This is a genomic window from Vibrio sp. Vb1729 (assembly GCF_033338655.1).
In the GTDB taxonomy this organism is placed as follows: Bacteria; Pseudomonadota; Gammaproteobacteria; order Enterobacterales; family Vibrionaceae; genus Vibrio; species Vibrio alginolyticus.
The window spans coordinates 194039-217201 of the sequence record NZ_JAWOTB010000033.1 but is presented as its reverse complement, the minus strand read 5'-3'; the positions used below and the strand labels follow the sequence as shown (position 1 = coordinate 217201).

The window sequence follows — 23163 nt, the reverse complement described above, 5'->3', positions numbered from 1 at the left end:
TATTCCTTAATTGTTGCGGTTTACCCGACTTACAGTTGAACACCAGAGAAAGACATAAAGCCTAACGCCATAAGACCTACAGTGATAAATGTGATACCAAGACCACGTAGACCTGGAGGTACGTCAGAGTACTTCATCTTCTCACGGATACCTGCAAGAGCAACGATTGCTAGCATCCAGCCCACACCAGAGCCGAAACCGTAAACGATCGATTCAGCAAAGTTGTAGTCACGTTGTACCATGAAAGATACACCACCGAAGATTGCACAGTTTACTGTGATCAGCGGTAGGAAGATGCCTAGCGCGTTGTACAAAGGTGGGAAGAAACGGTCTAGGACCATCTCTAGAATCTGTACAAGTGCTGCAATTACACCGATAAAGGTGATGAAGTTTAGGAAGCTAAGGTCCACGCCCTCAACTAACGCGTTCTCTCTCAGAACTAGGTTGTATACTAGGTTGTTCACAGGAACAGCGATAGTCAGAACTACCACAACTGCAACACCTAGGCCGAAAGAGGTCTTAACCTTCTTAGATACGGCAAGGAAAGTACACATACCTAGGAAGAAAGACAGAGCCATGTTTTCGATGAAAATCGATTTAACTAACAGACTAATGTAATGTTCCATGACGTCCTTACTCCTTCGCTTCTACTTGTTCTGGTTTCAGAATACGGATTACCCAGATAAGGAAGCCGATTAGGAAGAATGCTGATGGTGCTAGTAGCATTAGGCCGTTAGGCTGGTACCAACCACCGTTGCTCACTAGAGGTAGAACTTCTAGACCAAATAGTTTGCCTGAGCCAAATAGCTCACGGAAGAAACCTACAGTGATAAGAACGAAGCCGTAACCTAGACCGTTACCAATACCGTCAATAAGAGATGGTACTGGCGCAGACTTCATTGCGAATGCTTCAGCACGACCCATTACGATACAGTTAGTGATAATCAGACCAACGAATACAGATAGCTGTTTAGATATATCGTATAGGTAAGCTTTTAGCACTTGGTCTACCACGATTACTAACGATGCGATGATTGCCATCTGAACGATGATACGCACACTGTTAGGAATGTGGTTACGGATCAATGAAACAGAGAAGTTAGACAACGCAGTTACAAATGTTACCGCTAGTGTCATTACAAAAGCTGTTTCTAGTTTAGTTGTTACTGCAAGAGCAGAACATACACCAAGAACTTGTAGCGCGATTGGGTTGTTATCCAATACTGGCGCTAGAATGCTCTTTTTAACGTTTTGTGCACTAGACATTAGTTAAGTTCTCCGTCACGAACTTTTGCTAGGAAAGGACCAAAGCCCATATCACCTAACCAGAAGTCAAATGTGTGTTGAACACCATTACTAGTGAGCGTCGCTCCTGATAGGCCATCAACACCGTGCTCAGAACCTTGCGGTGCGCCGCCTTTCACGACCTTAATCGCTGGCTGGTGATCTTCATTGTACAATTTCTTGCCAATGAATTGATCGCGCCATGAAGGGTTCTCTACTTCACCACCAAGTCCAGGAGTTTCACCTTGCTCGTAGTAAGTAATAGCAGACACAGTGTTACCATCAGTTTCAACGGCTACAAAGGCATACATCATCGACCATAGTCCTTTACCGTGCATAGGCAGGATAACTTTTTGGACTTCATCTTGATCTTTTACAAGGTACACCACTGCTGTATTCGCGCGACGACGGATATCAGCTACGTCTTCTTCTGGTGTCAATGCGATTGAACGTTCTGCATCTTTTGATGCTTCACGTTGATCGTACGTAGATGCATTACCCTCAGTAAAGTTACCTGTTTCAAGGTCTACTAGACGAGGTTCGATGTACTCAGCAAATAGCTCTGGTACTTTCTTACCGTTTGCGTCAATGCCTGCAACTTCAACGATCTTTGATTGCTTATCTAGGACAGCGTTAGCTTTTTGCTTATCACGCAGACCTACTGCTGCTGTTGATACGATGATTGAACAAACAAGGCTCAACCCGATAACAACACCCAGCGTCTTTTTAATGCTGTCGTTATTACTTGCCATAGCGTGCTAGTCTCCGCTTGATGTTCTTCTCAATCACTACATGGTCGAACAGAGGTGCGAATAGGTTCGCGAATAGAATCGCCAGCATCATACCTTCTGGGTACGCTGGGTTAACTACACGGATCATCACACACATTGCACCAATCAGGATGCCGTACCACCATTTACCTTTGCTAGTAAATGACGCTGATACTGGGTCCGTTGCCATGAAGAACATACCGAATGCAAAACCACCTAGAACTAGGTGCCAGTGCCATGGCATATTAAACATTGGATTAGTGTCAGAACCGATCACGTTAAACAGAGTCGATACTGCGATCATACCGATCATTACCCCCGCAATGATGCGCCATGAAGCGATTCGCATGTAAACGATCATCGCTGCACCGATCATTAGAGCTAGAGTCGATACTTCACCAATTGAACCAGGGATGTTACCGATGAACGCGTCCATCCAAGTGATAGGAGCGCCAGTTACTGTGTTAACTAGAGCACCGTTACCACCTTGAGCCCATTGGCTAAGAGCAGTAGCACCAGAGAAGCCGTCAGCTGCAGTCCATACTACGTCACCCGAAATTTGCGCTGGGTAAGCGAAGAATAGAAATGCACGACCTGCAAGTGCAGGGTTAAGGAAGTTACGACCTGTACCACCGAAGATCTCTTTTGCTACAACAACACCAAATGTGATACCTAGCGCCGCTTGCCATAGAGGTAGCGTTGGTGGAACGATAAGTGCGAATAAGATAGAAGTTACAAAGAAACCTTCGTTAACTTCGTGCTTACGCACCATACAGAACAACACTTCCCAGAAACCACCAACAATAAATACTGTTGCGTAGATTGGCAGGAAGTAAGTCGCACCTAGTAGCATCTTACTGCCAACACCCGCTTCCGCACCGATAGTGCCGCCAAGCATTTCTGTTAGCCAGTAGTGCCAGTTACCTGCGATAACTGTCGCTAGTTGGTCACCAGCGTACATGTGGTTAAGTGCTGCAATAGCTTGGCCACCTGCGTTGTACATACCCCAGAACATTGCTGGGAATACCGCAAACCAAACCATGATCATGATACGTTTTAGGTCAACGCTATCACGAACGTGCGAGCTTTTATTTGTTACGATACCTGGCGTGTAAAAAACTGTTGCTACAGCTTCGTACAGGGCAAACCATTTTTCGTGTTTGCCACCAGGCTCAAAATGATGCTCGATGTCTTCAAGAAACTTTTTAAGAGCCATGAAAATTACCCTTCCTTCTCGATAGTATCTAGGCATTCACGAAGTAACGTACCGTACTCGTACTTACCTGGACATACAAAGGTACACAATGCTAGATCTTCTTCATCCAGTTCAAGCGCACCCAGTGCTTGAGCACTGTCTGTGTCGCCGGCACATAGATCACGAAGCAGCAAAGTAGGCTCCATATCTAGAGGCATTACGCGTTCGTAGTTGCCAATTGGAACCATTGAACGATCACTACCATTGGTCGTCGTTGTCATATTGAACAACTGACCTTTGAATACGTGACCAAGGAAAGAGCGAGTTACCGAGAACTTATTCTTACCAGGCATTGCCCAGCCAAATAGTTCTTTTTCACGGCCTTCACGTAATACAGAAACCTGTTGATGGTAACGGCCAAGGTATGCGTGTGGACCAGTTGCATGTGTACCTGTTAGTACTGAACCAGAGATCACACGAACTTCGCCAGGCATCAGCTCGTTATCTGTTAGGTCATCTAAGCTTGCACCCATTACGGTACGAACTAGACGAGGGTTATTCACAACTGGGCCAGCTAGAGACACAACACGATCTGTGCATAGCTCACCAGTTAGGAACAGCTTACCGAACGCGATAACGTCTTGGTAGTTGATGCTCCATGCCACATTCTCTGCATTTACTGGGTATAGGAAATGCATGTGGGTGCCAGCAAGACCTGCTGGGTGAGGGCCATCGAAGACGTGTTCTTCTACGTTAGACTGTGAAGAGCGTGGCAAGCTAGTGCCAGATTTACATACGTAAACCTTGCCTTCTGTCAGGGCTGAAAGAATGTCTAGACCAGCAATGAATGCTTCTTGTTGCTCATTAATGATCAACTCAGGCTTAGCTGCTAGTGGATTAGTATCCATTGCAGTTACGAAAATAGCCTTAGTAGAAGACTCGATTGCAGGAACCTTGCTAAACGGACGAGTACGTAAAGCGGTCCATAAGCCAGAGTCAACCAACTGAGTCTTGATCACTTCACGATCTAGACCTGAAAGTTGAGCGGCTTCGAACTTATCAAATGTCACCTGCTCTTCACCTGCCACTTCAATCACTACAGATTGAAGGACACGTTTAGCGCCACGGTTAACTTCGATCACTTTACCGGCTGCTGGTGCAGTAAATTTCACGCCTGGGTTCTTTTTATCTTCAAAAAGAACTTGCGCTTTTTTCACTTCATCACCAACGCGGACATGCATGGTAGGTCGCATGCCAACGTACTCTTCGCCAAGCAAGGCGACTTTTTTGATGGTCTTACCATCATTAATCACCTGGGATGGAGTTCCTGCGATAGGAAGATCCAAGCCCTTCTTTATTGTAATCATACGCACTTGCACTACTTTTATCGGGAAAAAGATTCTTTTGATTGCGTAACTTTTAGACACGACATCAGTGTCCGGTTTTGATGTTGTTTTAAACATCAAAATCGCAACATCCTATTAAAAATCTCGTCACAAGGAATACGCGAGATTTATCAGGTGCCGTAGTCTAGCATTTTTTAGGAACTTGATGCCATGATCAATCATTAGAATAGAGGGGTTATTTCGGTAGAATCAGGTCTAAAAGGTCAAAGAATAGTCATAACTTTGACCCATCGCACAAATGCCATATTCCATACATATCTTATGGAAAAGTGATATTCATCGCCTGAAATATTCTGCAATTTCCATTCATTTGTTGAAACACTGTTAACACATTTTTTAACCAGAATTTGTGCCACGTTAACGTCCCTAAAGAATGTAAAACGAAAAAAGATGGCCTTAAGCCACCTTTCTCTGCACCTTTATATCTTGCGTTTTTAGTGACCACCACCCATACACATCGGGCTATCAGGGGCGCCATCTTGTTCACGCTTCCACTCTTCATCAGTATATGTATGAATAGCTAATGCATGAATGTGGTTGTCCAGTTCATCTGCCAAAATTTGATGAACTTGACGATGGCGCCCAATCAAACGCTGTCCCGCGAACGAATCACTCACAACAATCACTTTGAAATGACTCTCTGAGCCTGGTGGCACATTATGCATGTAGCTCTCATTAATGACTTTGAGATAGCTGGGTTGCAGCTCACTGTGTAGTTTCTTCTCTATGATTTCTTGGATCATATTCGTTCCTCATTGATGCGAATTCCATAAGTATATACCTAAGTAAAGCAGACATGCATCACTCAAACGTCACTCTCATTATTGACGCACTTTGTAGACATATTGTCTCAAGGCGCTCGACTCCATGAGCATGCCTAGAGAGCAGCCATCACTGAACTCGTAAAATTTGACAGCTTTTTGTATCTCGACACGTCATCATTTGCGACAATAACACTTAATTTCTAAATCAACTTACATTTAGCTATGAAAACCGAACTGAACCTTCACGAGCGAAGCTTAACACTTCATCGTTTCCCAAAACGTAGTAACGAAACGCTACAAGCGTGGGATGCCGGTGATGAGTATCTTATTAATCATGTTGAAGAGCTTGCTTTGCCAGACAATCAAAACATCCTCATGATTAATGACAGCTTTGGTGCCCTCTCCTGCTGGTTTTCGGAAAAGCACCATGTAACGCTAATGAGTGATTCATTCATCTCACATAAAGGTGCACAGCAAAATCTCGAGCAAAACCAGTGCAATAAAGTAGCGCTTGCCACCACGATGGACCTCGTTCCTGCCAATATTGATCTCGTCTTGCTGCAACTGCCCAAAAGTAACCGCCATCTAGTGTGGATACTAAGCCAATTAAGAAAGGCGCTACCGGCTTCCTGCCCCGTCATTGCAGTCAATAAAGCGAAAGACATTCATACTTCGACGCTAAAACTGTTTGAAAAATACTTAGGCGAAACAAAAACATCTTTGGCCTGGAAAAAGCACAGATTGGTGTTTTCTCAAGCAACAGTTGAGCCTCCGATTGAAGTAATGCCTTTCACGACTTGGCGCGTTGATGGCGAAGATATCGAACTCAAGAACATGCCAAATGTCTATTCAGGAGAAAGTTTAGATTTAGGTGCACGCTTTATGCTGCAGCACCTGCCTCAAGACCCTTCGATAGACAATGTCATCGACCTCGGCTGCGGCAATGGTGTTTTGTCTGTTAAATTTGGTCAGTTGAATCCAAATGCTCGGCTAACATGTGTTGATGAAAGCTTTATGGCGCTTGAGTCGGCAAAACAGAACCTACTCGACAACCTTGGTGAAAATAGAGACATACAGTGCATAGCGAACAATTGCTTGGACGGTTTTAAACACAGCAGCAGCTCTATGGTTATGTGTAATCCACCGTTTCATCAACAACAGGCAATCACCGATCATATTGCTTGGCAAATGTTCTGCGATGCTAAACAAGTATTAAGTGAAAATGGCCGTTTACTGGTTATCGGAAATCGTCACCTCGGGTACGACGCAAAACTCAAACGTCTGTTTGGCGATAAAAATGTGAAACTTATCGCTTCCAACAATAAGTTTGTGATTTTACAGGCTACAAAAAATCCTGCTAAATTAAGCGCAAAATAAGCTTTAGCAAAATAGTTAAAAGGAATAATAAAATGAGAAAATTGGTACTTGCGGCTTCGGTTGCGTTGCTTGCTGCGTGTTCAGCCCCTCAACAACCTCAGCTGAACCTGATGCCAGAAAGCACATTGAGCACCAATCCAATTGTTCAAGGCAAGACTTACAGTTTGACCAGCAAAGATGTACGTGCAGCGCAGTACGTGGCGTTGGTGGATAACGGCCGTTCGAACATTCTTCCTCTTCATGCTAAACAGAATTTACGTATTGCGTTAGAAGAAGCATTAGAGAAGCAATTCTCATCTCAAGGTTTCCATGCGGATCTAAACAGCAACAACGCGATTGAATTGAGCGTTCAAGAAGCGTTGGTCAACGTGAAGCATTCGGTGATGGAAAATGAGATGGATGCTAAAGTTGTGCTGGAAATCACAGCAGAGACACCTGAGGGCAAGCTAGTCAAAACTTATACAGGTACAGCAAAGCGATCTGGCACATTGAGTGCTTCTGATGCCGATATTGAAGAGACATTGAATGATGTGGTGACATTGACGCTTAAAGAGATTGCCAATGACCCTGAGCTTCGTCAATACATGCAGGAGCGTTTCTAATGTTACGCAAAGCGATTCTGTCTTTAGCATTACTCAGCTGCAGCGTTTGGGCTGGACCAAAAGTAGCGTTTGAAACGACACTTGGCTCATTTACGGTTGAGTTAAACGAAGAGAAAGCACCTATCACTGTCGCTAATTTTCTGAAATATGTAGAAGATGGGAGCTACGAAGGTACTATTTTTCATCGTATTATCCCAGGCTTCATGGCACAAGGTGGCGGCTTTAACCAAGATATGCAGATGGTGAAAACATACGCGCCAATCAAAAACGAAGGAAATAATGGTCTAAACAATGACCGTGCTACCATCGCCATGGCACGAACTAATGCACCAAACTCTGCAACTCGTCAGTTTTTTGTCAACTTAGTCGACAATGACTTTCTCAACTATGGCGCTCGACCACCAGGTTATGCTGTATTTGGTGAGGTTACTGAGGGGTTCGACGTTATCCAGAAAATGGCTCAGCAGCCGACCACGACAGTAGGCCGAATGCGTGATGTACCAGAGACGCAAATCGTCATCACCAAAGCTACACTACTTAAATAGCCAAAACGATAAGCCCTTTGAATAATCGAAGGGCTTTCTCTTTCAACGGCTTCATTTTATTGGATTGATTTATGTCTTCATTACCTTCCATCACTTGGTTGGAAACGGTAAAAAGTTACCTCGATAAACGACTCATGTGGGTTTTCATGCTGGGCTGCTCTAGCGGCTTTCCGTGGGTTCTTATCGGTTCAAACATGTCAGGTTGGCTAAAAGATGCCGGCTTGACCCTCTCCGCAATTGGCTATTTTGGTAGCGTTTTTGCGGTCTATGCGATCAACTTTCTGTGGGCACCTCTGGTTGACCGCGTGAAGCTGCCAGTCCTCTTTAGACTGCTGGGGCAAAGACGTAGTTGGATTTTCTTTTGCCAAAGTATCGTACTCGTCGCTACCCTATTTATTGCCGGCGTTAATCCAGCGGAAAACTTGGTGTTTGCGTCACTACTCGCCTTGTGCATTGCAACGGCTTCAGCGACACAAGACATCGCAATTGATGCTTTTCGTATTGATACTTTCCCAAAGTCAGAAGAGTCTAAACTGCCTCAAGCTTCTGCAATGGCGGTCATTGGCTGGTGGACAGGTTATTCACTACCGGGTTATTTAGCGTTTGTTAATGCTGACAGTGTCGGTTGGAATGGTGTGTACTACGGGATGGCGGTGATAGTCGGCATTCTAATGGTCTTTACGATTTTAGTCGGTGAACCGAAGACTCAACGCGAACAACTTCAGTCTGCCGCTGAACAACGCCACAAAGAAGTGGTTGGTTCAAAAGTCGTAGCTTGGTTTACCGTGACTGTTGTAGAACCTTTCCTTGATTTCTTTAATCGCAATGGCGTCCGTGTCGCGATTACTCTGTTGCTGTTCGTTTTCCTATTTAAAATTGGCGAAGCGTTTTTGGGCAGGATGTCGATCGCGTTCTATAAAGATATTGGTTTTAGCAATGAACAAATTGGCTATTACTCCAAACTGATTGGTTGGGGAGCCACCATCTTCTTTACTTTTGTCGGAAGCATGTTCAACGTTAGGTTTGGTATTGTACGTGGATTAATGATCGGCGGTATTGCTATGTCTGCCAGTAACTTGATGTTTGCATGGATTGCTTCGGTAGGCCCAAACGAGCACTTGTACTTAGCCACGATTATTGTCGATAACTTTACGACTGCTTTCTCAACCGTCGCTTTTGTTTCATTTTTGACGATTCTAACCGGGCAAGCATTTTCGGCAACTCAGTATGCGTTGCTTGCCTCTCTAGGAAACTTCGGACGGACGACTCTTGCTTCTTTCAGTGGCGAGCTAGTGGATTATCTTAATGATTGGAGCACATTCTTCGTGCTTACCGCTGTCATGGTCGTGCCAAGCTTGATTATGTTGTACTCGCTACGACATTACTTTGATGCTCTATTGGAAAAAGCACGTCACAAGCATTAACGAAGCATATAAAAAACCACCGAATTCGGTGGTTTTTGTTTTGCGATATATAAGATAAGAGGTCTATGGGTATAACCCTTTACCAAACATATTAAATATACGTGCCACGCCTTGAGTAAAGATCATCGGCTCAGTCAATACGGTTAAACACAAGCAGTCTTCTCCGGCCTTAGTGTAAGGGCTATGCTTCACTGATGCGTCTCTAATCATCAAATCGCCTTCTTCATATTGGCCATCCTCGTCACTAAATCCGCCATGTAGGATCAATGTAGACTCCAGGCCTTTGTGCGTATGTTGAGGAATTTGCACATCTTCCCCGATGTACATTAAGCTGACACGAGCGTCTTCCCCTAGGTCAATCTGAGCACTGAAAACCTTGCCTCCGTAACTTCTCCATGACCCTACGAGGTCAGAGAAACGCGCTAGAGTTTTAGGAAGAGCGAAACTTTTTCCTGCCACATTAACAGCAGCAGGGTCGCGGATCACGATATTATCAGTCGCTGGCTCCGCATTGATGATGTCATTAAACATGTCGTCAAATTCAGAAACATACTCAGAAGGTATGTCACTTACGATGTTCGCTTGACTTGCTTCGACTTGGTTCACATAAGCTCGGCACTTGGTGCATGTTTCTAAATGGGTTGCGACCACAAGACCAGAAACTGCATCAATGCTTCCCGAAGCGTATGCTTCTAACAAGCTGTTATCTGGGTGTTTGTTCATAGTTGCTCCGTATGCATTGAATGCCTTAGCTTTTCTACTGCAAGCCTCAGCCTGGATTTTACAGTACCGAGGGGTATATCAAATAATTCCGCGACCTGTTGATGAGGTAGCTCTTCAAGATATACCGCTTGTAAAACATCTCTCTGGTTTTTCGGTAATATATCTAAAAACTTAACCACCTGTTCTTTCAACATATCTTGCTCTGGTGAATAGTGATCAACAAGATCAGGTGGATAATACTCTGACGGCCAAATGTCATCAGAATGAATGTGTAATTCCTTACCTTTCTGTTTTCTCAGCAAATCAAAACAAAGGTTTCGGATTATGGTATATATCCAAGTCGATAACGCGCTCTTTTCACCATCATAGAGGTGCGCTTTCTGCCAAACTGTCGCCATGGTCTCTTGCACCATCTCCATAGCAACTTGCTCATTACCAACATGTTTGTAAGCGAATTGCTTCAGCTTGGGTGCGTAAAAACGGAATACAAAAGCGAACGCGTCTTTGTCTCGAGCCTTCACTTTATCCATGTAATCGTTCCAATCACTGCGCCCCAGTTTTTTCGGGCTATCACTCATCATAATCGGCCTTAATTTGTGGGAGGAGTTTCCTCCTCCCATTCTTCCTAATCGGTCACGTCATCGACCAACAAGTTGAAACCACCGTTGTTCCCATCATCAATGGCAACGACTTGGTACACAACACCGTTCATTACATTGACTGGTGCTGAGTCAACCGCAACAATACTTGGGTTACCAGCCACTGTTACCGTTACATAATATGTACCTTCAGCGACATATAATCCTTGTACACTATTTTTATACGCAAAATTAGCAATAGTTGGATCACTTCCATCTATTCCTGCACTCGTAGTGAGGTAAATATCCACCATTTCCGCTATAGGATTAGCCGCCGCGTGTGTCACATTCAATGTCGCGCTAGTCGTCACAGCGCGTCTCATATCTTCAACAACCAGAGCTTCGATATCAATCGCTGGGCTAACAACACCGACTGCATAAACACTGTAATCCATTCCACCTGCAACCATTAACCCGTCAACATCTATGATCGGATTGGTTGTTGTGCCATCCACGTAAACATCAATATCGTAATCCCCAGCAGCAAGATCCAAATAACCACGAATCTCTTTGAACGCTAAGTCGGCAAGAGGAGCGAAGGCCGCCCCGTTAACGTTAACATCGACGACTGGCGCTCCATCGACAAGGTGTCCGACTCTTACTTCAGCTTGGCTGCCCATATCTTCAATTATAGAAGAGCCCGAACCGTCCAACACCAAGAGTTTGACAGGTGACGTGCTATTCGAATCTCCTGTGCCGATAGCGGCAATCGTCAAGTTGGAGTTAGCCGCAAGAGGTACTGTGCCGGAGTCAAAAGCAACGCTGTCTCCTACGGCAAGTCGAACTTGATACTCACCAGCTGGGATGTTCAATACGTCGGTAGAAGCTTTGTAAGCAAGGTTAGTTATTGGAGTCGCGCTAGCAAGAGCAACACCTGGCTCAGTGACATAAAGATCAACAGCAGGAACGCCTGAAGCTGCATGAACAACTTGAACATCTAGACTATTGGCATCAGCCATTGAATCGGCGCTGCGAGTCACAACTAAAGGCTCAACTGGGTTTGGCGAACCATCGGCATCGCCAACAACGAACACGTTATAATTGAGGTCGGAATCAAGATCTAGTTCTGTTTTAGGTATTACGGTCGCGGTTTCATTACCTGGGAGCTGAACATCGACCTGAATCGAATTCATCCCCTCTCGCAATTTAACGTAGCCAGATCCCACACCATAATCAACATTCGTTAATGATGGTTTATCGTTGATCCACACATTTGCAAGCGGCGCATCAGAAGACGCGTGCACTGCCTGTAAATTGGAATACTCGATAGTGTCACTGTCGGAGCCACACGCCGCCAGTCCTAATGTCGCAACAATAGTTAGCGCAGCTTTATTAAATCCTTTCATATCCTTGCCTCTTTGTTAGTCGGGGCTTCTATGGCTTCTGTCAGAAATTGCAACGCAGAAATACAGTCCTCTGCGCCGACTAGCTGTTCGAACAGATTGCAGTCTAGGGGTAGTAACTCAAGCCAACGCTGAGTAACCCAAGCAGAGTCATCGTAAAAACGATGCTGGTAGAGGCTTCCAAGTTGAGGAAACTCTTCATAAACATGGGATAACTGCTGGCTTAAAAAGAAGAAATCTGGTGAGTTGTCTAGATGTTGCCAATTGTCTAACCATTCAACCTCTGCATGACGTAAGCCATCCGCATCTGCACGGACGCGTTTGACAACAAAGCGTTGTTCACCAGCAACTGTAATACCAAGAAGGCCATCACTGAGTGTTTCAAAATCAACGATCCTGACCAAAGTTCCGATAGATGAAACGTTACCCACGTCTTTAGGGTCACCTTCACTTCCTACTAGGCAAACTCCAAAACCCACATTTTGTAGGCTGCATTCCTTTACCATTCGCTTATATCGTGGCTCAAAAATGCGCAGATTCATTTTACCTTCAGGGAGTACAACTGAAGTGAGTGGGAATAACATGACTTCTTTCATTCAAACGTCCTCTTTGATTCACGGATACATACGAATCCCTTATCACTCCGATCACTAACGATTTATGTTGGTTAATCGACTGGCTTAAAAAGTCATAAAATCGCTTACGCAAACGATCCAAATCACATATTTATTGCAATAAAATGCAACAAACAAAAAGTTCCGTAAATAAAGATAATTTCGTGATGCAACTCACCAAAAACGTTTCATTTTGCACCCTTTATCACTTTCATTTGGGATTTTTATCGCTATTATTCCCGCCAATTGGAAAGCGCAGCACAGATTGCGTGTTCTGAATCATTACAAACATAGAGAGTCCCCTTATGCGTAAATCACTTTTAGCTCTTAGCCTTCTAGCGGCTACTTCAGCTCCAGTTATGGCGGCAGATTACTCTGACGGCGATATTCACAAAAACGATTACAAGTGGATGCAATTTAACCTAATGGGTGCATTTGACGAACTTCCAGGTGAGTCTTCACACGACTACCTAGAAATGGAATTCGGCGGCCGCTCTGGTATCTTCGACCTTTACGGCTACGTTGATGTATTCAACCTAACTTCTGATCCAGGTAGCGACAAAGCTGGCGCAGAGAAGATCTTTATGAAATTCGCTCCACGTATGTCTCTAGATGCGGTAACTGGTAAAGACCTATCTTTCGGTCCAGTTCAAGAGCTATACGTTGCAACTCTAATCGAGTGGGGTGGTAACTCTGGTGTTAACTCTCAAAAAATCGGTCTAGGTTCTGACGTAATGGTTCCTTGGTTTGGTAAAGTTGGTGTTAACCTATACGGTACTTACGACGGCAACAAAAAGGATTGGAACGGTTTCCAAATCTCGACTAACTGGTTCAAACCATTCTACTTCTTCGAGAACGGTTCATTCATTTCTTACCAAGGCTACATCGATTACCAATTCGGTATGGATGATGATGCTGGTAACAAGTTTGGTTCAACCGCGTCAAACGGTGGTGCAATGTTCAACGGTATCTACTGGCACTCAGACCGCTTCGCAGTGGGTTACGGTCTAAAAGGTTACAAAGACGTGTACGGTATCAAAGATACTGATGGGTTCAAGTCAACTGGCTTTGGCCACTACCTTGCTGTAACTTACAAGTTCTAATTGAACCACTAAGTTTGCTCAAAAATGGCGCCTTTCGGCGCCATTTTTATTTGCTTTCCTTTTTTCCCTCATTATCCTTGCAGCAAACCTTTTTAATGAGAGCGTTTGGTGAATATCCTTATCCTCGGTCCAGGTGCGGTGGGCTCACTCTGGGCAACAAAATTTAAGCTTGCCGGGCACAATGTTTCATTGTGGGGAAGAAGTTCTGAAAGCCAACAATCACTTCAGTTGGATGACACACCCGCAATCGTATTCAGTAATCAAGATATTTCCTCCGTCAATAAAGCAGATCTCATTTTGATCACGGTAAAAGCTTGGCAAATGGAAGACGCCATTCAGCCTTTACTGCCTCATATCAACGCAGACACGATTATCATGCTGATGCACAATGGTATGGGTACCGCCTCTGGCGTGGAGAAGGCTCTGCCAAACAATCCTATCGTGCTCGCCACAACGACGCACGGCGCATACAAACCAGATAACCAACACGTACTGCATACCGGTCACGGAACAACGCAAGTGGGTGGTTATAATGACAAAGGAATGCAGTGCACTTTTCTGAAAGATGTTATGCATAATGCCCTTCCAGAGGCCATTTGGAATCCACACATCCAATCTGCGTTATGGACTAAGTTAGCGATCAACTGCGCGATTAACCCACTGACTGCGATTCTCCAGTGTAAGAATGGTGAACTTGCGAAGCCCGAGTTTAAGATACAACTCGAAAGCATCACTCAAGAACTGGTTGAAGTACTGAGTAAAGAAGGTATTGCTATCGAGTTTCGCTCTCTTTTCGATACGGTAATGCAAGTGGTGAACGCCACAGCTGAGAACTATTCTTCAATGAGACAAGACGTATTCCATCAGCGTCGAACGGAAATTGATTTTATAACCGGATACTTGTTAAAGGCTGCCAAGAAACATCGCATCAATACGCCTGAGAATTTAAAACTTTACCAACGCATCAAACAAATAGAACAAAGCTGGACAGAACAATGAGTAAGAAAATCTTAGTACCAATCGCTCCAGGCACCGAAGAAATGGAAGCCGTCACCGTCATCGACATGATGGTTCGCGCGGGTTATGACGTTACAGTAGCGAGTGCTGCTTTTGATGGCTCATTGACGATGAAAGCTTCTCGCGGAGTCACATTAACGGCAGATTGTAAGCTGGTCGATATCGCTGATGATGAGTTTGATGCCATAGCGCTTTCTGGTGGTGTTGGTGGTGCAGAAATTTTCCGTGATAGTACGGTGATGATAGAAATCCTTAAGCAGCACATCTACGAGGGAAAATTGGTTGCTGCTATCTGCGCATCACCGGCGTTGGTATTGCAACACCATAATCTTTTCCCACAATCACTGATGACCTGTCACCCGAGCTTGCAGTCACATATCCCGGAAGAGAAGTGGCGCAGCAAACGCGTGACCTTTGATATCAACCACAACCTGATCACTAGTCAAGGTCCGGGTACAGCTTTAGAGTTCGCGATGGAAGTAATCATTCAACTCTCAGGTAAAAAACACGCATGGTCAGTTGCTGAACCAATGATCCCTCTGCCTACTCTGCACTACCACAAGCTTGGTGAAGAATAATGTTTGACGTAAATGCTGTACGTGAGCAATTTCCCGCTCTAAATCAATCCGTCAACGATACGCCCTTAGTGTATCTAGATAGCGCAGCGACAACGCAAAAACCGCAATGTGTGATTGATGTCATCAGTCATTACTACAGTGCGCAAAATGCCAATGTTCACCGTGGCAGCCACAGTTTAACGGCTAATGCCACCAGCCAATTTGAAGCGGCACGAGAACGAGTGGCAAGCTTTATTGGTGCAAACAGCTCTAAAGAGATCATTTGGACACGGGGCGCAACCGAAGCACTGAACTTAATTGCTCAAACCTACGCCCGTAGCACGTTACAACCAGGTGATGAGATCTTGATTAGCGAGATGGAGCACCACGCCAACATCGTGCCCTGGCAAATCGTGGCAGAACAAACGGGTGCTAAAGTCATTAAAGTTCCGATGACATCAGATTGTCAGTTCGACATCAGTGCATTTGAGGCGCTTCTGTCTGACCGCTGTAAAATTGTTACTTGCGCACAAATAACCAACGTAACAGGCACACGCCAACCTATCGAAAAAATCACTGAACTGGCGCACAACGTTGGCGCGGTTGTTGTAGTTGATGGCGCGCAAGGCATCGTACATGAGCAACTTGATTTATCGGCATCAGATATCGATTTCTACGTTTTCTCAGGTCACAAACTTTATGCACCAGCAGGCATTGGGGTTTTATACGGCAAGCTTGAACTTTTGGAAGCCATGCCACCATGGCACGGCGGCGGCAAAATGGTTGAACGCGTTTCTTTCGAGAAAACGACGTTTTCTGCACTTCCTGGTAAATTTGAAGCGGGCACACCAAACGTTGCGGGCGCGATTGCTCTAGCGAAAGCCATTGAGTGGTACCAAGGTTTTGACCATCACGAAGTAGAGGCTCATTTCCATGTGCTTCAGGATAAGGCCTACCAAGCACTAAGCGCTTTGGATGACATCCATATTCTAGGCTATCAACCGAATGCCTCTGTACTGACCTTCGTAATGGACGGCGTTCATCACCAAGATATTGCGACGCTGCTCGATCAACAAGGCATTGCGGTACGAGCAGGACACCACTGCGCTCACCCATTGATGGATGCGCTAAATGTGAAAGGCACGGTACGCGTCTCTTTTGGTATTTATAACACGACGAGCGATGTGGAAAGACTCATCGCCGCCGTTGAAAAAGCCGTCGACATGCTATAACGCCAACGGTTTGATTTGGAGTAACCAACAAGGTTACTCCATCTGCCTATCCAGAGTCGCCACGCAATTTCTGCCATTTCTTTTCGCAGCATAAAGCGCTTTATCTGCATGCGCATACAAACGTTTGGTGGTTTCATTTCTGCCTATTTCCACCACGCCTACACTCACCGTGACCGGAATTTCAATCTTTTCAAATTCGAACTGACAATTTTGAATGTGGGAACGTACTTCCTCTCCTACCTCTTTCGCCGCCGACAGAGAAGTTTCTGGCAAAATAATCGCAAACTCCTCCCCTCCGACTCTTGCGAAAATTTCGTCTTTGACGAGTAAGTGAGAAACCAAATCAGCTAACGTTTCTAAGACATGGTCTCCCGCATCATGGCCACGTTTATCATTAATGACTTTAAAAAAGTCCAAATCAAACAATAACAACGCGGAGTGATAGTTCGGCTCTTGAGCTTTAATGACCTCTTCTGTGAGCTTTTCGAAAAAAACACGTCGGTTGTAGATATTGGTGAGAGCATCTATTTGGCTTTGATGGCGAAGAAGGGTTTCAACTCGGTGGCGATTGGAGATGTTGCGTGTAAGAATAAGGACAACGCGACGACCCCGGTATTTTATAGCGAGTGGGCAGATCTTGCCTTCGTAGTATAGGTCGCCTCTTGGCCCACTGTTAGCATCTATTCCCTGAATGCTGTCGGCGCACATCTTGTACTCGATCGTCACAATACTGTCTTGTTTCAGTGACCGCTTTATCTGTTCGATAAACCAGTCAGCTTTATCTTTCTCGAGTACGCTGTGCAGCGTCTCACCTATCAAATTACTTCCATCGTGATAGGCTTTTTTATCTGTTCCTCCAAAAACATCAATATAGATACCATCTTCACTCAGAATAAAAGTGGGGTCTGGCATTCCGGATAAAACGTCTTGCGCATGTTCCAAGGTGAATTGCATATAGGGAGGTTCCTAGCATTTGTATCTAAGTAACCCAATCGCTTCCAAGTGTGTTTCCACATAGGGGAATAGGAGCGGATGGGGCATATGTCTATTATCTAATATAGAAAAATTTTAAATACAATTGAGTTTATAAAAACCAAGTGGGCAATATAATGAACCAGGATCAATAGAATGGTTAATTAACGCTAAAATAGTCGACCATTTGCATACTTTTTATCCATAAGCAAAAAATATCTCAACTCAGATACAAAAAACGCCAAACAGCTAGGCTATTCGGCGTTTTTTAAGAGTTGGGAAAATGACTCGTTACACGGCGATTTGCTTAATCTGCTCTACAATAGCTTTCAAGCCATTACCACGTGACGGGCTTAAATGGGAGACAAGCCCCAGCTGATCAAAATAAGCATCAATATCAAATGCTTGAATTTGATCGGCCGTTTTACCGTCATAAGCAGCCATTACCAAGGCAATCAATCCACGGACGATACGCGCATCGGAGTCCCCACAAAAATGCCAAACGCCATCTTGCTCTTGGCTCACTAACCACACCAAGCTTTCACAACCCGAAACGGTAACTTGTTCTGATTTCAGCTCTTCTGGCATTTGTGGCAGCTTTTTACCCCACTGAATAACCTGACGGTAACGATCTTCCCAGCCTTGAAGTTGCTGCATAGTCGCTACAATGTCTTCGCTGGTGATATCTGTACCAAATGGAGAAACGGGAAAATCTGTCATGATGCGCTCTTCTTCTAGTTTACTTCTTATATTTTGAAATCAACTTCTCAACGATTCGCGATACCGCGACAAAGCCAAACGTTGCAGTTACAACAGTCGCCGCACCAAAACCGCTAGCACAATCCATACGTTTTGGGCCTTCCGCTGTCGACTTCACACCACACACTGAACCGTCTGCTTGAGGGTACTTCAGCTGCTCGGTTGAAAACACGCAATCAATACCAAACTTACGAGCCGGATTCTTAGGGAAGTTATGATGACGACGCAGGGTGTCTTTGATTTTCTTCGCTAGAGGATCTTGGATCGTTTTCGTTAAATCAGCGACCATGATCTGCGTTGGGTCAACCTGACCACCAGCACCACCCGTGGTGATCACTTTGATCTTGTTGCTGCGGCAATACGCCAACAAAGACGCCTTCGCTTTTACGCTGTCAATCGCATCTAGCACGTAATCAAATTCTTTGCTTAAGTACTCATGTTGATTGTCTGGCGTGATGAAATCATCAATCAGATTGACTTTACACTCTGGGTTGATCAATTTGACACGCTCGGCCATCACTTCAATTTTGCTTTGGCCAACGGTGCCCGTCATCGCATGAATTTGGCGGTTAATATTCGTGACACAAACATCGTCCATATCAATCAGAGTCAACTCACCGATCCCCGTACGAGCCAGCGCTTCCACCGCCCATGAACCTACGCCACCAATACCAATCACACAAACGTGTGCAGCGCGAAGAATGTCTACTTCACTGTTGCCATAAAGACGACGAGTGCCGCCAAAGCGTTGATTGTAGCTGTCAGATGCTGGGGTATCGAGTTCACGCATATTGAAGTCCAGATGATCGATAGAAAAACAAAGAGTGCGATTTATACGCACTCTTTGATGAAATGTCTAGATAAGAGAGTGTTCCTCTTTCTTGGGTCGCTATTGTAGCTTTTCTGGCGGCAAAGCCCAAGGCGCTTGAGTTGGTGAGTTTTCCAGACCAAGTTTCCAAACTCGACCAAAATGCTTGTAGTGCCCTGCTTCCGTTCCTGCTCTCGCACCAATGCCATGATACAGATCCAAATGGTTCTGTTTTACCGCACCACCAGTGTCTAAAACGATCAGCATTCGCAGTTGATGCGCACCGCTCCACGTACCATCCGCATTCAGCAATGGTACTTCCGCCAAGATTGGTGTCCCCATTGGTAAGATAGAACGGTCACCCGCGACCGCCGCCATTGGCAACAAAGGAATACCAGCCGACCCCGTTACTGGCGCTTCCGCTTTTGGTGCAAAGAAGACGTAAGAAGGGTTTTGCTCCAACAACTCGCGCACTGTCGCATCGTCGTTGTCCATCACCCACTCTTTGATTGCTTTGAGGGACATTTTTTCACGCGGCACTTCACCACGTTCAATCAAAATGCGGCCAATACTAACGTAAGCTTTATTATTTTTCCCTGCGTACGCGAAGTACTCCAACGTATCATCATCTTCAAAATGCACATAGCCACTGCCCTGCACTTCCATCATAAACGGGTCAATACGATTAGGCGCATAACCTAGCACTAAACCTTGGCCATCTAATGCCCCGTTGTAGATCTCCGCGCGAGTCGGACAATCTGATGAGCAGTTTGGCTTGCCATAAACTGGGTACTTAAAAATGTCGTTTGGTGTATGACGCAGCTCCATCACGGGAGAAAAGTATCCGGTAAACAGTACATTACCTTTTTGATCACCACCGCCTAATTGCGCAGCTTGAATGCCAAACGCACTCAACGCGCTGGTGTCTCCGCTTTGTTGCGCCCACTCACTTAATCGTTGATATAGCGGTTGGTAAATCTTCGCCATGGATGGTGACTTTATCACCACTTGCTCTGCTTGCTTGTTAAATTCAGTAAAATCGCGTGGTTTGTTAGACTCAACTACGTCCACTTTATTGAGGATCTGAGGAAACTCACCATCAAGATATTGCTGAGCACGATCATTTTGTTGAGCACAGCCAAAGAGTAGGCTCAAAGAGATAATAGGAAGGAGTTTTTTTAACACGTGTCTTTTCCGTAAAAGAGAATAGCAAAAGGATGGCAAACAAATGAATACGACGCAATTGAAAAGCAACGACAAAATGTTTCAACGCTAAGCCAATCCGTTTACTCGTTGTAAATTCATTCAGTTAATGCAACATGATAACAGCGGAAGAATTACGGAATTGTCCGGATTATGTTTGAAAGTAAAATTTACTGATTGAGAGATGAAGTTGTGATCATCCATGTGACTCACAGACGAAAAAGCTGTCAGCTTAAGAGACAATAATAAAAACGACTATCTTACCGCAATCCTTGCACGCCCCTCTAAACGGAATACAGGTAGATAATGTGCATTAGCATCCAGCTTCATTTCTGCATGCTGCTTACCCACAAAATTGAAGTGCCGCTCATTTGAACCCACTCGATACGAAAACGAATCCCCATCGAATTCAAAACTGGTCGCCACTGTAGAACCATTTACGGTAACACCGCGCTCACTCAACACAAATTCTTCACGAGCATAAGGCGCAACATCTTGCTCAACCCAGCGACCATAAATTATCGATTTGGGAATGGGCGGATTAATGGTTCGAGTAATCAAATCACTATACAGCATGCACACGACAACGGTTCCAACTATCGCTATAAGCATGAGAGAACGCTCTAGCCACTTACGAAGCATTGATTTAGATGACGTTTTTGACAGATTTGAAGCAGTGATCGCAGCATTCTTATTAACAGCAGAAGACATGAGGTTCACGTATTGAGGAAAGACGCACCCATTGTAACCTTCCCTTTTAACGGGACCAAGAACCTACCTCAATATGTTTGTGCTTTATTCCAAAATTTCACCTTGCCACCAAGTGAATAAAAAGGCATTATTTTAACATAATTAAACAATGGAATGGCTGTAGTGAAAATTCGTAGTACTGCTCTCGTAAAAGGATTCCGTCAATCAACACCTTATGTCAATGCTCACCGCGGAAAAACCATGGTGATCATGCTGGGCGGAGAAGCCGTCGCACACAAAAATTTTGGCAATATTATTAATGATATCGCACTCATGCACAGCCTCGGAATCAAAGTCGTGGTGGTGTATGGTGCACGTCCTCAAATTAATCAGCTGCTAGAAAAACAAGACCTCACTACGCCTTACCACAAAAATATCCGCATTACGGATGAATCGGCTTTATCTGTTGTTATGCAAGCTGCCGGACAACTTCAGCTTGCGATTACTGCGCGCCTATCAATGAGCCTCAACAACACTCCGATGGCAGGCACCCAGCTCAATGTCGTTAGCGGAAACTACATCATTGCTCAGCCACTCGGCGTTGATGATGGTGTGGACTATTGCCATAGTGGACGCATTCGCCGCATTGACACCGATGCTATCAACCGCACTCTTGATCAAGGTTCAATTGTTCTGCTAGGTCCCATTGCTAGCTCTGTGACTGGCGAGTGCTTCAATTTATTATCGGAAGAAGTCGCCACCCAACTAGCGATAAAGCTGGGTGCGGATAAGCTGATTGGTTTTTGCTCCGAACAAGGTGTCATTGATGACAACGGCAATGCTGTCGCCGAGTTACTACCAATTGAGGCGGAGCATGTCATCAAAACGCTTTCTGAAAATACGTCTCCTGACCTAGATTACAACACTGGGACACTGCGCTTTCTTAAAGGCTCTATTGCCGCTTGCCGTGCCGGAGTACCTCGTAGCCACTTGATCAGTTATAAAGTAGATGGCGCCTTAATTCAGGAGTTGTTCTCTTTCGACGGTATCGGTACCCAAGTTGTTATGGCGAGTGCTGAACAAGTGAGGCAAGCTAATATTGACGATATTGGCGGTATCTTAGACCTCATTCGCCCTTTAGAAGAACAAGGTGTACTCGTTAGGCGCTCTCGAGAGCAGCTAGAGCAAGAGATAGGAAAATTTACCATCATCGAAAAAGACGGCTTGATTATTGGCTGTGCTGCCCTTTATCCATACCCAGAAGAGCGTAAAGCTGAGATGGCTTGCGTAGCGATTCACCCTGACTATCGTGATGGAAACCGAGGTTTGTTACTGCTCAACTACATGAAACATCGTTCTAAATCCGAAACCATTGATCAGATTTTTGTCCTCACGACACACAGTTTGCATTGGTTTAGAGAGCAAGGTTTTTACGAAGTCAGTGTCGACTATTTGCCTGGAGCCAAACAAGGGTTATATAACTTCCAGCGTAAGTCCAAAATCTTAGCGTTAGATTTATAGCTTAACCTTAAATCAGGGAGCGAAACTTAACGTTCCACTATACCAACTAACCTCAAAGGGCAGGATTTAGTTCATTAACGCTCAACCCTGCACATCGAGCTTGTTTAGGAACGAGTTTGTTTAGGAGTAAGGCCACACATAACCCCTACTCCGGACTAGCGGGTCATCATGTAAACCCAACTTAGATATGCGCAAACCATTGCTTGATTTTTGTTCCAATTTTATCTTTTAAATATACATTTGGTTGGCTATACTCTGCTCGCTAGTGATTGGTTTTTAACCAATACGAATGGATCTAGGTGATGTAATGTAGCCTTCACCCTAAAATACTGGGCAATTGAAAAACTAGTTAGCTCCGTATTGCACACCAAGGACAGTTGTTAATCTGACTTTAAATAAGCCGAGACGAGCACTGTTATGAGAACAATCATTTGTAATTCGCTTCAAAGCTTCTGGGATATGGCTGACAATCAGTTTTTAGAAGGCCTAGACGTCCACTGTGTTTTCCCCGTAAATGACGCTATCCGAGATTTTATTCTTGCTTATCAACAGCAATACAAAATACGCAGCGTGTCTTTTACCAACGCGTTTGCAAAACATGCATAAAAGAAGACCG

Annotated in this window: 25 protein-coding genes; 10 read left to right on the top strand and 15 right to left on the bottom strand. The window is 44.7% G+C overall.

The genetic code is table 11. The features are described from left to right. Positions 1-29: 29 nt before the first annotated feature. The 6 genes from nqrE to bolA all read right to left on the bottom strand — a co-directional run bounded on the left by nqrE (position 30) and on the right by bolA (position 5398). A complete protein-coding gene (gene nqrE / locus R7E29_RS15625; protein WP_005380270.1) occupies positions 30-626 on the bottom strand; it encodes an NADH:ubiquinone reductase (Na(+)-transporting) subunit E in 597 nt (198 codons plus the stop codon). Positions 627-633: 7 nt separating this feature from the next. Beyond that, positions 634-1266 (bottom strand): NADH:ubiquinone reductase (Na(+)-transporting) subunit D, encoded by a 633-nt coding sequence (locus tag R7E29_RS15620; protein WP_005380269.1) that lies wholly within the window; start codon positions 1264-1266, stop codon positions 634-636. Continuing rightward, complete coding sequence (locus tag R7E29_RS15615; protein ID WP_005380267.1) at positions 1266-2036, bottom strand: Na(+)-translocating NADH-quinone reductase subunit C; 771 nt, start codon at positions 2034-2036, stop codon at positions 1266-1268. Before R7E29_RS15615 ends, R7E29_RS15620 begins: the two co-directional genes overlap by 1 nt. Further along, positions 2026-3270: an NADH:ubiquinone reductase (Na(+)-transporting) subunit B gene (locus R7E29_RS15610; protein WP_005380265.1), complete on the bottom strand. Its 1245-nt coding sequence runs from the start codon at positions 3268-3270 to the stop codon at positions 2026-2028. The genes R7E29_RS15615 and R7E29_RS15610 overlap by 11 nt, the downstream gene beginning before the upstream one ends. Before the next feature lie 5 nt (positions 3271-3275). After that, on the bottom strand, positions 3276-4616 hold the full coding sequence (locus tag R7E29_RS15605; protein WP_005380264.1) for a Na(+)-translocating NADH-quinone reductase subunit A: 1341 nt from the start codon (positions 4614-4616) through the stop codon (positions 3276-3278). 473 nt (positions 4617-5089) lie between these two features. Beyond that, the gene (bolA, locus tag R7E29_RS15600) at positions 5090-5398 is read right to left on the bottom strand and encodes a transcriptional regulator BolA (RefSeq protein WP_005380262.1); all 309 of its coding nucleotides are present in this window, start codon (positions 5396-5398) and stop codon (positions 5090-5092) included. 243 nt (positions 5399-5641) lie between these two features. Here bolA and R7E29_RS15595 point away from each other — a divergent pair, with 243 nt between their 5' ends. From R7E29_RS15595 to R7E29_RS15580, 4 genes are all read left to right on the top strand, one after another. Beyond that, complete coding sequence (locus R7E29_RS15595; RefSeq protein WP_054576293.1) at positions 5642-6796, top strand: methyltransferase; 1155 nt, start codon at positions 5642-5644, stop codon at positions 6794-6796. A gap of 32 nt (positions 6797-6828) precedes the next feature. Further along, entirely contained in the window at positions 6829-7398 is a 570-nt protein-coding gene (locus R7E29_RS15590; protein WP_005380259.1) for a YajG family lipoprotein, read from the top strand. Beyond that, entirely contained in the window at positions 7398-7943 is a 546-nt protein-coding gene (locus tag R7E29_RS15585) for a peptidylprolyl isomerase (RefSeq protein ID WP_005380258.1), read from the top strand. The genes R7E29_RS15590 and R7E29_RS15585 overlap by 1 nt, the downstream gene beginning before the upstream one ends. A gap of 71 nt (positions 7944-8014) precedes the next feature. Next, complete coding sequence (locus R7E29_RS15580) at positions 8015-9367, top strand: AmpG family muropeptide MFS transporter (RefSeq protein ID WP_005380257.1); 1353 nt, start codon at positions 8015-8017, stop codon at positions 9365-9367. A 63-nt stretch (positions 9368-9430) separates the two neighbouring features. Here R7E29_RS15580 and R7E29_RS15575 read toward each other — a convergent pair whose 3' ends face one another. From R7E29_RS15575 to R7E29_RS15560, 4 genes are read right to left on the bottom strand one after another with little or no spacing between them, the layout of a single operon-like run. Beyond that, positions 9431-10090, bottom strand: a complete 660-nt coding sequence (locus tag R7E29_RS15575) for a ChrR family anti-sigma-E factor (RefSeq protein WP_033905538.1) — start codon at positions 10088-10090, stop codon at positions 9431-9433. After that, complete coding sequence (locus R7E29_RS15570) at positions 10087-10671, bottom strand: RNA polymerase sigma factor (RefSeq protein ID WP_005380255.1); 585 nt, start codon at positions 10669-10671, stop codon at positions 10087-10089. Before R7E29_RS15570 ends, R7E29_RS15575 begins: the two co-directional genes overlap by 4 nt. Before the next feature lie 44 nt (positions 10672-10715). Continuing rightward, positions 10716-12074, bottom strand: a complete 1359-nt coding sequence (locus R7E29_RS15565) for a DUF4397 domain-containing protein (RefSeq protein ID WP_033905539.1) — start codon at positions 12072-12074, stop codon at positions 10716-10718. Continuing rightward, complete coding sequence (locus tag R7E29_RS15560) at positions 12071-12667, bottom strand: LON peptidase substrate-binding domain-containing protein (protein WP_033905540.1); 597 nt, start codon at positions 12665-12667, stop codon at positions 12071-12073. The genes R7E29_RS15565 and R7E29_RS15560 overlap by 4 nt, the downstream gene beginning before the upstream one ends. Positions 12668-12990: 323 nt before the next feature. On the opposite strand from R7E29_RS15560, the gene R7E29_RS15555 reads away from it, so the two are divergent. The 4 genes from R7E29_RS15555 to csdA all read left to right on the top strand — a co-directional run bounded on the left by R7E29_RS15555 (position 12991) and on the right by csdA (position 16594). After that, a complete protein-coding gene (locus R7E29_RS15555; protein ID WP_005385292.1) occupies positions 12991-13788 on the top strand; it encodes an outer membrane protein OmpK in 798 nt (265 codons plus the stop codon). 108 nt (positions 13789-13896) lie between these two features. Continuing rightward, on the top strand, positions 13897-14787 hold the full coding sequence (gene panE, locus R7E29_RS15550) for a 2-dehydropantoate 2-reductase (protein ID WP_054576294.1): 891 nt from the start codon (positions 13897-13899) through the stop codon (positions 14785-14787). Beyond that, positions 14784-15383: a DJ-1 family glyoxalase III gene (locus R7E29_RS15545; protein WP_054576295.1), complete on the top strand. Its 600-nt coding sequence runs from the start codon at positions 14784-14786 to the stop codon at positions 15381-15383. The genes panE and R7E29_RS15545 overlap by 4 nt, the downstream gene beginning before the upstream one ends. Beyond that, positions 15383-16594 carry a cysteine desulfurase CsdA gene (gene csdA, locus R7E29_RS15540; RefSeq protein ID WP_054576296.1) on the top strand — a complete coding sequence of 404 codons (1212 nt, stop codon included), beginning with the start codon at positions 15383-15385 and terminating at the stop codon, positions 16592-16594. Before R7E29_RS15545 ends, csdA begins: the two co-directional genes overlap by 1 nt. Before the next feature lie 33 nt (positions 16595-16627). Here the strand turns inward: csdA and R7E29_RS15535 are convergent, their stop codons facing one another. From R7E29_RS15535 to R7E29_RS15515, 5 genes are all read right to left on the bottom strand, one after another. Further along, positions 16628-17548 (bottom strand): GGDEF domain-containing protein, encoded by a 921-nt coding sequence (locus R7E29_RS15535; protein ID WP_054576297.1) that lies wholly within the window; start codon positions 17546-17548, stop codon positions 16628-16630. Between the two features lie 309 nt (positions 17549-17857). After that, positions 17858-18286, bottom strand: coding sequence for a cysteine desulfurase sulfur acceptor subunit CsdE (csdE, locus tag R7E29_RS15530; protein WP_054576298.1), 429 nt, complete (start codon positions 18284-18286; stop codon positions 17858-17860). 19 nt (positions 18287-18305) lie between these two features. Then, the gene (gene tcdA, locus R7E29_RS15525; RefSeq protein ID WP_005380241.1) at positions 18306-19115 is read right to left on the bottom strand and encodes a tRNA cyclic N6-threonylcarbamoyladenosine(37) synthase TcdA; all 810 of its coding nucleotides are present in this window, start codon (positions 19113-19115) and stop codon (positions 18306-18308) included. A gap of 99 nt (positions 19116-19214) precedes the next feature. Further along, complete coding sequence (gene mltA / locus R7E29_RS15520) at positions 19215-20318, bottom strand: murein transglycosylase A (RefSeq protein WP_054576299.1); 1104 nt, start codon at positions 20316-20318, stop codon at positions 19215-19217. 273 nt (positions 20319-20591) lie between these two features. Then, on the bottom strand, positions 20592-21047 hold the full coding sequence (locus R7E29_RS15515) for a DUF2850 domain-containing protein (RefSeq protein ID WP_054576300.1): 456 nt from the start codon (positions 21045-21047) through the stop codon (positions 20592-20594). 162 nt (positions 21048-21209) lie between these two features. Here R7E29_RS15515 and argA point away from each other — a divergent pair, with 162 nt between their 5' ends. Both argA and R7E29_RS15505 read left to right on the top strand, forming a co-directional pair. After that, on the top strand, positions 21210-22547 hold the full coding sequence (gene argA / locus R7E29_RS15510; RefSeq protein WP_012841478.1) for an amino-acid N-acetyltransferase: 1338 nt from the start codon (positions 21210-21212) through the stop codon (positions 22545-22547). Between the two features lie 417 nt (positions 22548-22964). Then, positions 22965-23153, top strand: a complete 189-nt coding sequence (locus R7E29_RS15505; RefSeq protein ID WP_005380230.1) for a hypothetical protein — start codon at positions 22965-22967, stop codon at positions 23151-23153. Positions 23154-23163: the final 10 nt, after the last annotated feature.

Bases quoted from the DNA above. Each gene is read 5' to 3' on its own strand.
- nqrE (WP_005380270.1), bottom strand. From the start codon at position 626: ATGGAACATTACATTAGTCTGTTAGTTAAATCGATTTTCATCGAAAAC.
- R7E29_RS15620 (WP_005380269.1), bottom strand. From the start codon at position 1,266: ATGTCTAGTGCACAAAACGTTAAAAAGAGCATTCTAGCGCCAGTATTG.
- R7E29_RS15615 (WP_005380267.1), bottom strand. From the start codon at position 2,036: ATGGCAAGTAATAACGACAGCATTAAAAAGACGCTGGGTGTTGTTATC.
- R7E29_RS15610 (WP_005380265.1), bottom strand. From the start codon at position 3,270: ATGGCTCTTAAAAAGTTTCTTGAAGACATCGAGCATCATTTTGAGCCT.
- R7E29_RS15605 (WP_005380264.1), bottom strand. From the start codon at position 4,616: ATGATTACAATAAAGAAGGGCTTGGATCTTCCTATCGCAGGAACTCCA.
- bolA (WP_005380262.1), bottom strand. From the start codon at position 5,398: ATGATCCAAGAAATCATAGAGAAGAAACTACACAGTGAGCTGCAACCC.
- R7E29_RS15595 (WP_054576293.1), top strand. From the start codon at position 5,642: ATGAAAACCGAACTGAACCTTCACGAGCGAAGCTTAACACTTCATCGT.
- R7E29_RS15590 (WP_005380259.1), top strand. From the start codon at position 6,829: ATGAGAAAATTGGTACTTGCGGCTTCGGTTGCGTTGCTTGCTGCGTGT.
- R7E29_RS15585 (WP_005380258.1), top strand. From the start codon at position 7,398: ATGTTACGCAAAGCGATTCTGTCTTTAGCATTACTCAGCTGCAGCGTT.
- R7E29_RS15580 (WP_005380257.1), top strand. From the start codon at position 8,015: ATGTCTTCATTACCTTCCATCACTTGGTTGGAAACGGTAAAAAGTTAC.
- R7E29_RS15575 (WP_033905538.1), bottom strand. From the start codon at position 10,090: ATGAACAAACACCCAGATAACAGCTTGTTAGAAGCATACGCTTCGGGA.
- R7E29_RS15570 (WP_005380255.1), bottom strand. From the start codon at position 10,671: ATGATGAGTGATAGCCCGAAAAAACTGGGGCGCAGTGATTGGAACGAT.
- R7E29_RS15565 (WP_033905539.1), bottom strand. From the start codon at position 12,074: ATGAAAGGATTTAATAAAGCTGCGCTAACTATTGTTGCGACATTAGGA.
- R7E29_RS15560 (WP_033905540.1), bottom strand. From the start codon at position 12,667: ATGAAAGAAGTCATGTTATTCCCACTCACTTCAGTTGTACTCCCTGAA.
- R7E29_RS15555 (WP_005385292.1), top strand. From the start codon at position 12,991: ATGCGTAAATCACTTTTAGCTCTTAGCCTTCTAGCGGCTACTTCAGCT.
- R7E29_RS15545 (WP_054576295.1), top strand. From the start codon at position 14,784: ATGAGTAAGAAAATCTTAGTACCAATCGCTCCAGGCACCGAAGAAATG.
- csdA (WP_054576296.1), top strand. From the start codon at position 15,383: ATGTTTGACGTAAATGCTGTACGTGAGCAATTTCCCGCTCTAAATCAA.
- R7E29_RS15535 (WP_054576297.1), bottom strand. From the start codon at position 17,548: ATGCAATTCACCTTGGAACATGCGCAAGACGTTTTATCCGGAATGCCA.
- csdE (WP_054576298.1), bottom strand. From the start codon at position 18,286: ATGACAGATTTTCCCGTTTCTCCATTTGGTACAGATATCACCAGCGAA.
- tcdA (WP_005380241.1), bottom strand. From the start codon at position 19,115: ATGCGTGAACTCGATACCCCAGCATCTGACAGCTACAATCAACGCTTT.
- R7E29_RS15515 (WP_054576300.1), bottom strand. From the start codon at position 21,047: ATGTCTTCTGCTGTTAATAAGAATGCTGCGATCACTGCTTCAAATCTG.
- R7E29_RS15505 (WP_005380230.1), top strand. From the start codon at position 22,965: ATGAGAACAATCATTTGTAATTCGCTTCAAAGCTTCTGGGATATGGCT.